This window comes from Paenibacillus sp. J22P59 (genome assembly GCF_059383895.1).
Genome location: NZ_JBXENX010000004.1, coordinates 87571 through 100382 on the forward strand (window position 1 = coordinate 87571; position 12812 = coordinate 100382).

The window sequence follows — 12812 nt, forward strand, 5'->3', positions numbered from 1 at the left end:
GATTTATACGAGATATTCTATAAAAATCATTTTGTCTACATGCTGTAAGGAAACCGTAATTCGGTCACCGCTCTTCAATTCCAATCCATCTGCTGTCTGGATCGCGCGTCCTGACTTCTCAATCATGCAGGCAGAATCATTATGCAGCATGATGCGGTCGTTATTGCCCGGTCTAAAGATAACTTTCTCCGTCTCCTTCAGCTCAGGCGCCAGCTGCAGCAGCTGATGGAGCTGAAGCTTGCCCTTGAAGGCTGAGAGCTTCTTATACTGCGGCGGTGTTTTGTCTCCCGTATTCTCATCACGAATCTCGATGACGAGCTGACCGACAAAGCCGCGATTAGCCTGCTTCATCATTCGCATTACGTAGTACACGGCTGCAAGCAATACAATTAGGCCGACAGCTCCAAGAATGACAGGAATAAGAGGGAATGGCTTCTTGGGCTCAGCAGGCTGACCAGGTGCAGTCTGTCCGGATTTTGCAGTAATCGTAACCGCATCGGTCTCCCGAAAGAAGCTAGCCTCCTCGGCCTTCACTTTAATCTCATAGTCATGCTCATCGGCAATTTTATAAGTACCTTCGAAATGGTCACCGGCATTATCCATCTTAATTTCCTTCGTTGTACCGGTATCTAAATCTTTAACGAGTAAAACTGCGCTCATGTTGCTGTATTGTGCATCGTCCTTTAGCTTTTGCCCGCCGCTAACCAAATACGAGTTGACCTTAACCTTGTCGCCTTTGGAATAAGCCGTCGTTGCAAGCGGGTCCATCGCCAAGCTCAGATCATAGTTAAAAATAAGGTTAATATCGATTTTGTCCCGGTTAACGCCTTTAACCTGCAGCGTCCAATCGCCTTCCGTTGGTTTGAGCAGCTTTATTAAGGAATAGCTCTTCGACTTAGACAACATTACGTCATCCGACGGAATTGGAACGCTTTTGCCTGATGGATCTACAAGCTTCGCCTCTACTGGCTTGGAGGACATAATCGAAATATTAGCTTCCAGCACATTGGAGTTAGGAACCGAAATCTTCACATCCTGATAGCTGCCGTTAGCCGTGAAGGAATTGACAGGCACCACGTTCAGCTCAAGATGGCTGGCAAAAATTTCACTTAATATTTGCGGCAGATCATCTGCCGAATTCGTGGAGAACGACTTGCCCTTGGTCAAATCGGACAGCTCAGCAAGCGCTTCTTTATTCAATTTGCCATTAGCGTTCAAGCCAATCGTATAGATCGGCACGCCGCTGTCATTCGCTTCCTTAATCGCCTTGTCCATATCAGCGTCAGACTGGGCTTGCGTTCTACCGGACTTATCGTCGAAATCGTTATTGCCGTCAGCAAGCAATATAATCATCGGCTCATGATTCGGATCAGAGCCATCCTTCAAGATTTGTACGGCTTCCTTGACCCCCACTGCTACGTCGGTATACGCACCCCGATTCAGCTGATCAATAAAGCTCTTCAAGTTCTCTTTATCCGAACCCGACTGGATTTCGAGCAGTGCTTTCTCCCGCTGAATCACATCGGTATAGGCTACAATTCCTACCCGGTCTCCCTTTGTCGGCAGCATGTCGATGAACATCTTCATTGCTTCATTGCCGATTTTGCCCGGATCACTGGTGCTCATTGAATTACTCACATCAAGCACGAGCACCGCATCAATCTGTGAGCCCCCTTGTGCTGCTGACACTTGCGATAAGCTGCTGAAGGGCAGCAGAAGAATGGCGGCAATCACTAAAAGCTGGCGTGAAAAACGTGTAACTCTATTCATAATTATACTCCTTTGTAATAGGACGGACGGTTTTACCGCATTAGTCCAATAGTCACTGTTAGTCATTGGTCCTGCAATGATGATATACTATAAAATAAGTATACCTGATAGATTTCCATAAATCACTTTTACTGTTAAGAAAGGAACCGCATATGGTTACATACGTCTGTCTAGGGTTATTGTTTCTTTTTGCAGCGATCAAGGCCCTTAGCTACCGTTCGCGCCGGAGACGAGCCCCTTCTCCCGAGCAGCTGAGCAAGCTCGTGTTATCCATCATTAAAGGTCGGCAGCGTGATCACGAATGATGAAGAAGCTGCCTGTATTGCTTAATCCTTATATTAAATCACGCTATCCTTATAATAAACTTAAAATATGCCGCCGCTGCAAGCACTTCACCGTACTCGGCGAAGAAGAATGTCCCGTATGCGGCAAAGCTGCCCTGCAAGACGCAGAGGCTCGGGCTGCCTCTATGCTTCAACGATCTATGTGGAGAACACGACTCTTCGTCGTGTTACTTACAGTCGCCGGACTAGTTATGAGCGGCTCGATGCTGCAGACGATTGTAATGAGTGCCTCGGGTGTGCTCATACTTTCTCTATTATGGACGATCCAGAGACGCTCGACCCCTGCACTTTTGCTCTATCAGCTCGAAAAATTATTTCTGGATGAGGCTCGAGGCCTAATTGCAGGGCTAATTAATGACCGTGAGGCGGCGATAGAAGTATTTCATAACGGTGATAAGCCGCTTGCCTATGAGATGCTTCGCGAGGTCGGTGCTCTCGTCCGAACCGATCAGCTCAAGGTTGAGCAGATTCTATTGCTCCAATCCTTCATCCTGCGCAAGGATATGGATCTGATGGTCGATCCGCTGCTGCTGGATCATTTCAATCCCGATCTTGTCGAATATATTGGCGAGATCGCGAAGATCAGGCGGGACCTGCTGAAGGAAAATACGTTCCGTTATATTTTGCAATATGAGGTGCAAATTTTGCGGATGGAGCATGGCGAGAGCATTCTAATCAGTGTCGCGGGTGCAGCCGTTAGAATGAAGCGATACATTACGATGTATCCCTACTTGGTGCTGCGCTATGCGCGCAAGCTCCCCAAAGACCGTTTTCTGCGCCTGTATCGAATCATTCAGGATAGTCCGCAGTCCACCTTATATGATGAGGTTATGAGTATTTATAATGAGAAGTACAAATGGGATGAGGACTTTCAGTCAGTAGGCAAAGAGCGAGGCTAGCAGACTATCATTTTTATGAGGGCAATTAGAAAAAGGTATTCCCCTGCCGATTGAACGGTGAGGGAATACCTTTTTCTAGTTATAAGAAAGAGAAATAAGAGGGTTAAATTCGTCTAGTCCCTGCCTTTTGGCATTTGTAGCAATCAGCCCAGCATTAGCTTTGTGCTGCCAGCTCGTCCAGCCGCTGCTCGTATTGCTCCAGAAGCACGTATAATTTTTTGTTGCTCATTGCTAATCCCCCTGGCCTGTTCCGAGACAGCCACAGCCTATTGAATTGTTCAATGATTGCTGTAAGCTCAGCCTTAATCCTTTTCAGCCAGGCAATCTCTGCTTCGGCATCCGGCATGTCGATTCGGAAAATATATCTGTGCAAGTCAGAGCCGTGAGCAATAAGACGAATCGCATTCGCTAGCTCGCTTACAATAAGGTCAGCCTCAGGATGATCAAGGCTTACCCGGCTTAGCTCTTCCTCCCGCTCCTTCAGCCATTCTTGCATCTCTTGATAGCGATAGTCCAACTTGAACGGCGTTCCGCTGCCTCCAATCTCCACTAGCAGCTTCACCAGCATGGCCGTATCCGTCTCCAGCATCTCTCTCGTAGACAACCCGCGATTAAGCAGATAGCTTGTGTATGTCATGTTCTCCAGCGTGCTGTTCTCCAGATGGTAATAACGCCCCAGCTCCAGCAACAGCTTGCCAATAGCGCCTCCTCTGTCGCGCAAGAGACATTCCGATACGTAATGCTCCATCTGGTCCATATTCTCCATATTAGCTTCAACATTCCAACTTGCGCCAGCAGCATAGACATAGCCTGGATAGCTCATCACCATAGGCTGCCAATGCCCAGAGTCTCCCCAATCCGTTACAATAAGGCCGCCCGCGCCATAAGCCTTACCGTTCTTGGCAGCATCTGCGATATTAGCGAGCATATTATCCGTTCTTCCCGTAATCGCTGACCAAGAGCTTGTACCTGGGCACACGTAAAAGGATAAGCCATTGTCCCGAAGCAGCTTGCAGTGAGCCTCAAACGAAATATGACCCTCATAGTTCCAATCCAGAATGGTGACGTCCTTCGGCAGGTCCGGAATAATTTCCTCATGCTTCGTTAGGATATCCCCCCACATCAATACGCGCTTCCCGTGATTATGAACGATAGCAAAAACTTGCTCTGCATAGTCCAAATACAGTCTGCCTAAGCCGATTTCATCTGCTCGCTCCTTGCTCTGTCCCGTTCCCAATCCAAAAGGCTCGTCCATGTTGATATTGACATAATCAGATGTGAAATTCGGCAGCAGCTCATCGAACATCGTCTTCACCAGCTCGATCGACCGTTCATCCGTCGGATTCAAGGTCGTCGGCGGCAGGTTGAATTGGATCGGTGTCGGCTGTCCATTAGGATGCTCTGCAAGCTCAATAAATTCTGGCTTGGCTAACCAAGGCCCCATATGCCCAAGACAGTTCTGGTTCGGCACCAGATCGATGAATCTGGCCTTTGCATAAGCGTCCAGCTCCCGTAATTCTGCTGCGCTGATCGGCGTCGCATCAGGGAACGATTCTTTGTAGGCGGTATAATCGAAGCAAAAGCCCTCCATATAGAGCTGAAGATGGTTAATCTTCACTTCAGACAAGCGATCGATCAGCTCCAGAATCGTCTCTACCTTCGGTATTTTATTGCGTCCGATATCAAGCATAACGCCGCGAACCGGAAAATCCGGCTCATCCTCGATTCGGAAATGCTCCCATTCCAGCCCTTCGCGTGCAATCAGCTGCGCAATGGTCACGATTGCATAATACAGTCCTGCCGCTTCGCTGAATGTGATAGTAACGGCTGCACCGTTCCATTCGATGGCATAGCCTTGCGGATGCAGTCCCGAATCATGGCTGATCTGCAAGGAGGTAGGAGGCAGCGTAGAATGGTGTGAAGCAGCCGCTTCCAGCCGCTCTTTGATTTGCAAGCCAGAGGAGGCTCGTTCAGCCTCCGGCCCCATGAATTCGACAGCGAATTTGGATGACAATACAGAGCTTCCACCGAGACGCTCCAGAATACGCGGCTGCGGATACAATCGAAATGAATTTGGCAATGGTCATACCTCCTATGCGCTTAACTATTTAACTGCTTAATAACCTGTGCGAGACTCTCTTCCGTAAACTTGCCCCCGCTAAAGGAGAGCAGTCCGCGCAGCGGCATTTGTGCCAAGAACGCCTTCAGCATTTCGGCATGCTCCTCGTTAATCGAACCGGCAAAGGGAAGCGAGCTGCTAAACTGCTCCACAAACGCCGCTCCTTTTTCCGTCTGCATAAGATCTGCTACCGTTGAATTGCGGTGAAAAATTCGCTCGCGAATATAGGTGGACGTAACGATAACTTCCTCGGACAAAACAATATCCTGCGATGACTTTCCGATCATAATCTCGAATGATCCCGACTCTACCATCCAATCGCAGATATCCACATCGTAATAGGCAAAGCTTCGCTTATCTAACAGGAACGCTACCGTCTTCGCTTCACCCGAAGCAAGCTCCACCTTGTCGAATCCCTTCAATTCTTTCTCGGGACGAATCACGCTGCTCTCCGCATCTCGCACGTAAAGCTGTACGATTTCCTTACCCTTGCAGCTTCCAGTATTGCGGACCTTGACGGTCACATTAAGCGTTTCCGATTCCTTCAATTGTTGCTTATCGACCGTCAAATCGGAATACTCGAAGGTTGAATAGCTAAGGCCGTATCCGAAAGGAAACAGCGGCTGCAATTTTTTCTTATCGTAATAGCGGTAACCTACGAACAACCCTTCCCGATATTCCACTTTGTCTCCTTCACCAGGGAAGAACAGATAGGATGGGTTATCGCTGAGCTGCAACGGGAACGTCTCCGCGAGCTTGCCCGATGGACTCTCGTCTCCGAACAGCAGATCGGCAATCGCGCCTCCAAGCGCTTGCCCGCCTAGATACGCTTCCAGTACAGCCTTTGCGCTGTTCAACCAAGGCATCTCGATAGGCGCTCCATTACTCAGCACAACAACGAGATTAGGCTGCACGGCTGCCAGCGCCTCAATAAGAGCAGATTGATTATTCGGCATCTTCAGATGCTTGCGGTCGAAGCCCTCCGACTCATAGCGCTTAGGCAAGCCTGCGAATAGAATGACAACATCCGCTTCTCTAGCACAGTCAGCAGCTTCCCGAATAAGCTCAGCATGGTCTTCATCACTATCCAGCACATAACCTTGTGCGTAAGAAATCTCCGCTCCCGCACCTGCCGCCTTCGCCAGCTCCTCGCTAATATCTTCAAGACGTGTCGGCTTAATTTGCGAACTGCCGCTTCCTTGATAACGAGGTTCCTTTGCCAGCGCACCGACAACCGCAATCTTGCCGCTTCGCTTCAATGGCAAAATGCCCTCCTCATTTTTCAAAAGCACCATACTCTCCCTCGCAACCTCGCGAGCTAACGCATGATGCTCCTCCGGGTCAAAGGAGGCGTCTGGCTTACGTCCGTCTACGGCTTTGAAAATAACCGCAAGCAGTCGCAGAGCAGCCGCATCCAGCTTCTCCTCCAGCAGCGTCCCGTCCTTGATCGCAGCAAGGATCGCCCTATCTCCTTCGCCATAGCTCGATGGCATCTCCAGCTCCAGACCAGCAGCCAAGCCCTTTGCCCGGTCGTTTACCGCGCCCCAGTCTGACACCACGAAGCCTTCATGGCCCCATTCATCCTTCAAAATGTCCGTCAGCAGTATTTCGTTCTCAGCAGCATATTCTCCGTTTACTTTGTTATAAGAGCACATAACTGTCCATGGCTGTGCCTTCTTCACCGCACCTTCAAAGCTGGCCAAATAGATTTCCCTTAGTGACCGCTCGTCTATAATCGAGTCAGAGGTCATGCGGCGATGCTCCTGATTATTCGCTGCAAAATGCTTGAGTGACGTCCCGACGCCTTCGCTCTGTACCCCAATAATGTGATGAGCTGCCATCTCTGAGGAGAGGTAAGGGTCCTCGGAGAAATATTCGAAATTTCTGCCGCATAGCGGAGAACGCTTAATATTCGCCCCAGGCCCCAGCAGGACGGCTACATTCTCCGCTTGGCATTCCTTGCCGAGCGCCTGCCCCATCCGCTCGATCAGTTCGCGGTTCCAAGAGCTTGCGACGCCTGCCGCCGAAGGAAAACAAGTGGAAGGCACACTGTCGAACAAGCCCAAATGATCGGCCGATGCCCGCTGCTTACGCAAGCCATGCGGTCCGTCCGTAACCATAATGGATGGAATGCCTAGCCTCTCGATTCCTTTCAAATGCCAAGTATCAAGTCCAGAGCATAATGCTGCTTTCTCTTCGAGCGTCATTGCTGCGACTATTGCTTCTAAATCCCGTTGCTTGTTCATTGCTGATTCCTCCTTCATAGGCTCGTCTCTACTTCCGTGCTTATCCATTCAAACTCTGCCAAGGTAACATCACGGCTGTTTCTTCCGACATAAGCTACAAAATCACCTGGCTCCGCAGAGTAACCGCCTACTGGCGACCAGAACATCAAATCCCGCTTCCCTATTTCAAAAAGGATTTCCTGGCTTTGCCCAGGCTCAAGCCATAGCTTGCGGAAGCCCTTGAGCTCCTTGACCGGACGCACGATGCTGCCATAACGGTCTTGAATATACAGCTGTACCGTTTCTTCCCCCGCAGCCTTTCCTGCATTCGTAACGGTTACCGATATACAAAGCTTCTCTTCATCTATAATTACGCTGCGATCTGTCTTCAAGCTCGAATACTCAAAACGGGTATAACTAAGCCCATAGCCGAAAGGATACAGCGGCTCATTCGGACCATCTATATATTTGGAGATGAATTTGTTAGTTTGATTTGCTGCTGTCAGCGGTCTTCCTGTATGAAAATGATTGTAATAGACCGGAATCTGTCCCTCATGTGCCGGGAAGCTCATCGTTAGCTTGCCTGACGGATTATAGTCACCCATTAGGACATCGGCGATAGCATGACCAGCTTGAGAGCCTAGGAACCAGGTTTCTACTATGGCGTTAACATGGTTATGGAACCAATCGAGCACCAGCGGCCGCCCATTCGTAAGGACAAGAATAACGGGCTTGCCAATTGCAACTGCTGCTTCTGCAAGCCGCAGTTGAGCCTCTGGAAGATGAATGCTTAACCGGGATGCCGCCTCGCCGGACATATCGCTGCTCTCGCCCAGTGCAAGAATAACCAGATCAGCCTGAGCGGCTTGAGCCATCGCTTCCTCCACTCCGCCGTCGATGGCCTCGTTCACTCCGCACCCTTGCGCATAGAGTAACCGCTCCTCCGGGATGCCTTTGTCCCGCAAGCCCTCATAAAGCGTAACCGTCTCATGCCCATACTTGGAGAACTGCCATGGTCCCAGCAGATCCTTGCTATCTGCGAACGGACCTATCAGCGCGATCTTAGCACCCTCCTTAAAGAGTGGAAGCACGCCATCGTTCTTCAACAGCACGATTGACTTGCGAGCTAAATCTAGGCTCGCTTGCAGATGCTCCTTATGGAAGTGGTATTCCTGCTCCTTCTCGGGCCGGATGTACCGGAACGGATCATCCATTAATCCGAGCTTATATTTTAGATGCAGAATACGGCGAGCAGCAGCTTCAATTACTTCTTCTGCCACTGAGCCCTCCTGCACCAGCTCCAGCAAATGCTCATAGGAGCGGGTAGCCATCTCGATATCCATGGTCGCATTAGCTGCCAGCTTAGCGGCCTCCTTCACATCCTTGGCATATCCGTGCTGGACGATCTCCTCTACTGACCCATAGTCGGAGATAAGGACGCCATCAAAGCCCAGCTCATCGCGAAGCAGATCCTTAAGCAGAGCCTTGCTCGCTGCCACAGGCACCCCTTGGTAAATATTAAAGGCATTCATAACCGAGCCCGCTCCAGCTTCAATCCCTGCTTGAAACGGCGGCAAATAGACATTGCGCATAAGGGCTTCCGACAAGTCAACCGTGTTGTAGTCTCTGCCACCCTCTGCTGCCCCGTAACCGATAAAATGCTTCAAGCAAGCAACAATTGTCTCTGGATGCATCAACGAGTCGCCTTGGAAGCCTTCCACCTGCGCCTTCGCAATGAGGGAGCCTAGATACGGATCTTCTCCAGCCCCTTCAACTATACGTCCCCAGCGAGGATCACGGCCGATATCAATCATCGGTCCATGGTTGTACACCGTGCCCGAAGCGCTTGCTTCCTTCGCAGCTATTGCGCAGGCTTCTTTGATTGCCGGCAGATCCCAGCTGCAAGACCAAGCCAGCGGCACCGGAAAAATGGTCTGTGCGCCGTGGATAATATCCGCATTGAACAAAAGCGGAATGCCATACGGCGATTGCTCGACAGCGATCCGCTGCAGCTCGAACACGCGACTGATATCAAAGGCGCCCAGAACGGAGCCTGACCTGCCTTCCGCAATCAGCTTCTCTGGCGGATCAGAATCCACTGCGCTGCCGAATGAGAAGTTGGATGCTGGAACCTGGAACATCTGTCCGATCTTATCGGCTAGAGACATTCGCGAGAGCAGTTCCTCCACCGCTTCATGAATCTCCTCATCAGACCGTTCCTTGACGTTACTCTTCCGATAAGGCGCTGCTATCGTCTCCAGCTCAGCCGAGAGTGCAGCTCCTCTTCCCTTGGCTCCTTGCAGCTGCATATTCCCGAAATTCGGAATATACAAATCACCCGAGAAGGACTCCTCCTTGAATGACAGCTGAACGACGACCTCTTCCGCTGGATTCCAGAATGCTTTGCCCGCTCCGTGCAGACAGCTGCCATCCCACTCCACCTTCGTTAACTGTATAGGCAGAGACAACGGCTCCGTCACCATATCAAGCGTGTACCTTGCCGTCCGCCCAATTTTGAATTGCACCTTCATTTTCATACGCGGTGTTTCGATAAACGCATGCCACAAGCCGATCATAGTTCTATCACTCCTTTTCTAGTGCTTGCCAACTAACCCTTCACAGCGCCGATAGTGAGTCCTTTGACAAAATATTTTTGGAAGAACGGATACGCTGCCAATATGGGCAGCACTCCGATAACAGCGATCGCCATCCTGAATGTCTCGCTTGGAAGATGTGCCGCCGCATTGCCGGCATTCATATTGCTGTTGTTTGCAAGGAATTGAATATCGTTCATGATCCGATTCAGTACGTTCTGCAAGCTGAATAGATCAGGCTCCGTCACGAAAATAAGACCATTATTCCAATCATTCCAGTAGGCGAGCCCTTGGAACATCCCCACTGTCGCCATAATCGGAAGCGATAGCTGCAGGACGATGCTGTAGTAAATCTTGAATTCGCCTGCGCCGTCTATACTGGCAGATTCCAGCACAGCGGTCGGAACGGTACTACTGAAGAAGGCTCGCATGAGGAGGACGTTGAAGCCGTTCATGAGCAGCCAAGGAATAAGCAGCGCGAACAGCGTATTTTTCAGCTCGAAGATTTGAGTATATACCATATATGTCGGGACCAGCCCGCCATTGAATAGCAGCGTGAAAAATACGATAAAAGCAAGCACCATGCCTCCCGGCAAATCTTTACGGGATAACGGATAGGCCAGCATAGAAGTCATGATTAAGCTTGCCGCCGTGCCCACGACGGTAACTAGAATCGTGATGCCGTAAGCGTGAAAGATCAGCTCGGATTGCTCCCAGAGATATTTATAAGCACTAAAGCTGAAGCCGGACGGAAAAAACGTATAACCTTCCGTCACGATAAGCTTCTCATCCGTTATAGATGCCATAATTAGCAGCACGAACGGCAATATACAAGCAAGAGAGAACAATCCCAGCACGAGATGTGCCGTCCATTGCCAGCCCCGGTATGATTTCGACATTCTGATTCCCTCCTTAGAACAATGCGTTTTCTTTATTGATTTTGCGGACAATATAATTGGATAGCAGGACAAGAACAAAGCCTACGAGCGATTGGTAGAAGCCTGCTGCGGAGGACATGCCGATGTCTCCCAGCTGCATTAAGCCGCGGAACACATAGGTATCAATGACATTAGTGGTAGAGAAGAGCGCTCCTGAATTCATAGGCACCTGATAGAACAAGCCGAAATCCGAATAGAAGATTCGACCTATGCCAAGAAGCGTCAGCATCGTAATAATTGGCGTAATCATAGGCAGCGTAATTTTTCGAATCTGCATCCATTTTGAAGCGCCATCCAGCTCAGCAGCCTCATAATACTCTTTATCAATGCTGATAATAGCCGCCAGATACACGATACAGGAGTAGCCAGCTCCCTTCCAAATATGGACCAGCGTCAGAATGTATGGCCAATATTTCGGCTCGCTGTACCAGGAGATTGGATCAAGTCCAAGCGCAGGCAACAGCGTCTTATTAACAAAGCCCGTATCGATGCTGAGCATCGCATACACAAGGTAGCTGACCAGAATGATTGAAATGAGGAACGGCAAAATAATAACGCTTTGATAAAATCGCTGAGCAAGTTTATTCTTCAGCTCATTGAGCAAAATTGCGATCGAGACCGATACGATCAGCCCCAGAATAATGAAGGCCGTATTGTACAACAGCGTGTTTTTTGTGATGAGAAAGGCATCGCTTGTCTTGAACAGGTATTCAAAATTTTTCAGTCCTACCCAGTCGCTATCCCAGATGCCTTTGGCATAGTTGATATCCTTAAAAGCGATGGACAGGCCAAACATCGGCATGTAGTTGTTAATGGCCAAATAAATCAGGCCAGGCAGCATCATGGCATACAGCGGGATATATCTTCGAAAGCCTCTCCATTTGTTGCGTTGTTTTAGCGTGGACACTGTTGTTTTCCCCTCCTTGCGGCTTGTTGCCGATTACACTTCTAATCCTATACAAAATACAAATCAGCCTCTGCCGCTCAGACGACCACCAGCTTGCATTTTTCCGACTTTCCTTCATCAGGGCAAAGGCGGAATTATTGCTATGGACGAAGGGCTGTCTCAGAAGGGTCTGCTTGCTTGAATCGGCAGCTCACTTAACGAAACACCAAAAAAAGAAATGGCGGTAGTAGAAGGGCATCCTCGTACTTTCATTTCTGACTTTTGGTTCATTGCCTCCTTCATTAGAAAATGATGTCTATCGAACGCAACCCGACCTCTAGGCTCGCTTTCACTTAGAAAGGTAAAAGAGTATCTTTTATTCTAGCAAAGAAGATGATTCGCTAATTGGTGAACCACTTTTCGTTGTTTGACAACATTTAGCGGTAGAAAATAAAAACAATGAAGCTAGGTTCACTAGTGGAAAACCGGGCTTCTCCAATAGACTCCTTAGCGGCGCTAATCCTCCAACAAGCTCTTAAAGTGATTCAATTAGAGCAAATTGCCTCGCTAAACAGAGAAAATGGCTCATTAGAGGAACAATGGTTGAACGAGCATTTAGGTAGTTCCAGCAAAGAAGATGATTCGCTAATTGATAAACCACTTTTCGTTGTTTGACTATAGTTAGCGGTAGAAAATAAAAACAATGAAGCTAGGTTCACTAGTGGCAAACCGAGCTTCTCCAATAGACTCCTTAGCGACGCTAATCCTCGAACAAGCTCGTAAAATGAGCCAATTAGAGCAAATTGCCTCGCTAAATAACGAAAATGCATCATTAAAGGATCATCAAGCACGTAAGCCTACTTTGTAACCATCCACTTTTCGATCAACAGGTTTAAAAGTTCCAGCAATCAATTTGTGAGTACATATCACTCACCAAGATCTATATCTAAGAACAAAAAAAACCATCAAATCCACTTCACTCGTTGGATTTGATGGTTTATCACTTACAGTTCAGGAGTCTTCAAATACCTTTGAGA

At 48.9% G+C, this 12812-nt stretch carries 8 protein-coding genes; 2 read left to right on the forward strand and 6 right to left on the reverse strand.

What is annotated here, in order from left to right; all coding sequences use genetic code 11:
* Nucleotides 1-3: 3 nt before the first annotated feature.
* Nucleotides 4-1770 carry a vWA domain-containing protein gene (locus AC50YO_RS07850; RefSeq protein WP_494845555.1) on the reverse strand — a complete coding sequence of 589 codons (1767 nt, stop codon included), beginning with the start codon at nucleotides 1768-1770 and terminating at the stop codon, nucleotides 4-6.
* A gap of 301 nt (nucleotides 1771-2071) precedes the next feature.
* On the opposite strand from AC50YO_RS07850, the gene AC50YO_RS07855 reads away from it, so the two are divergent.
* A complete protein-coding gene (locus AC50YO_RS07855) occupies nucleotides 2072-3013 on the forward strand; it encodes a hypothetical protein (RefSeq protein ID WP_494845559.1) in 942 nt (313 codons plus the stop codon).
* A 154-nt stretch (nucleotides 3014-3167) separates the two neighbouring features.
* Here the strand turns inward: AC50YO_RS07855 and AC50YO_RS07860 are convergent, their stop codons facing one another.
* From AC50YO_RS07860 to AC50YO_RS07880, 5 genes are read right to left on the reverse strand one after another with little or no spacing between them, the layout of a single operon-like run.
* Nucleotides 3168-5093: a beta-N-acetylhexosaminidase gene (locus AC50YO_RS07860; protein WP_494845561.1), complete on the reverse strand. Its 1926-nt coding sequence runs from the start codon at nucleotides 5091-5093 to the stop codon at nucleotides 3168-3170.
* Between the two features lie 20 nt (nucleotides 5094-5113).
* Nucleotides 5114-7378 (reverse strand): glycoside hydrolase family 3 C-terminal domain-containing protein, encoded by a 2265-nt coding sequence (locus AC50YO_RS07865; protein ID WP_494845564.1) that lies wholly within the window; start codon nucleotides 7376-7378, stop codon nucleotides 5114-5116.
* 14 nt (nucleotides 7379-7392) lie between these two features.
* Complete coding sequence (locus AC50YO_RS07870; RefSeq protein WP_494845567.1) at nucleotides 7393-9933, reverse strand: glycoside hydrolase family 3 N-terminal domain-containing protein; 2541 nt, start codon at nucleotides 9931-9933, stop codon at nucleotides 7393-7395.
* Between the two features lie 32 nt (nucleotides 9934-9965).
* The gene (locus AC50YO_RS07875) at nucleotides 9966-10850 is read right to left on the reverse strand and encodes a carbohydrate ABC transporter permease (RefSeq protein ID WP_494845569.1); all 885 of its coding nucleotides are present in this window, start codon (nucleotides 10848-10850) and stop codon (nucleotides 9966-9968) included.
* A gap of 13 nt (nucleotides 10851-10863) precedes the next feature.
* Nucleotides 10864-11733, reverse strand: coding sequence for an ABC transporter permease (locus tag AC50YO_RS07880; protein WP_494846419.1), 870 nt, complete (start codon nucleotides 11731-11733; stop codon nucleotides 10864-10866).
* Between the two features lie 501 nt (nucleotides 11734-12234).
* Here AC50YO_RS07880 and AC50YO_RS07885 point away from each other — a divergent pair.
* The gene (locus AC50YO_RS07885; RefSeq protein ID WP_494845572.1) at nucleotides 12235-12450 is read left to right on the forward strand and encodes a hypothetical protein; all 216 of its coding nucleotides are present in this window, start codon (nucleotides 12235-12237) and stop codon (nucleotides 12448-12450) included.
* Nucleotides 12451-12812: the final 362 nt, after the last annotated feature.

Excerpts from the sequence above, each read along its gene's own strand:
- AC50YO_RS07850 (WP_494845555.1), bottom strand. The coding sequence starts at position 1,770 with ATGAATAGAGTTACACGTTTTTCACGCCAGCTTTTAGTGATTGCCGCC.
- AC50YO_RS07855 (WP_494845559.1), top strand. The coding sequence starts at position 2,072 with ATGATGAAGAAGCTGCCTGTATTGCTTAATCCTTATATTAAATCACGC.
- AC50YO_RS07865 (WP_494845564.1), bottom strand. The coding sequence starts at position 7,378 with ATGAACAAGCAACGGGATTTAGAAGCAATAGTCGCAGCAATGACGCTC.
- AC50YO_RS07870 (WP_494845567.1), bottom strand. The coding sequence starts at position 9,933 with ATGATCGGCTTGTGGCATGCGTTTATCGAAACACCGCGTATGAAAATG.
- AC50YO_RS07875 (WP_494845569.1), bottom strand. The coding sequence starts at position 10,850 with ATGTCGAAATCATACCGGGGCTGGCAATGGACGGCACATCTCGTGCTG.
- AC50YO_RS07880 (WP_494846419.1), bottom strand. The coding sequence starts at position 11,733 with ATGATGCTGCCTGGCCTGATTTATTTGGCCATTAACAACTACATGCCG.
- AC50YO_RS07885 (WP_494845572.1), top strand. The coding sequence starts at position 12,235 with ATGAAGCTAGGTTCACTAGTGGAAAACCGGGCTTCTCCAATAGACTCC.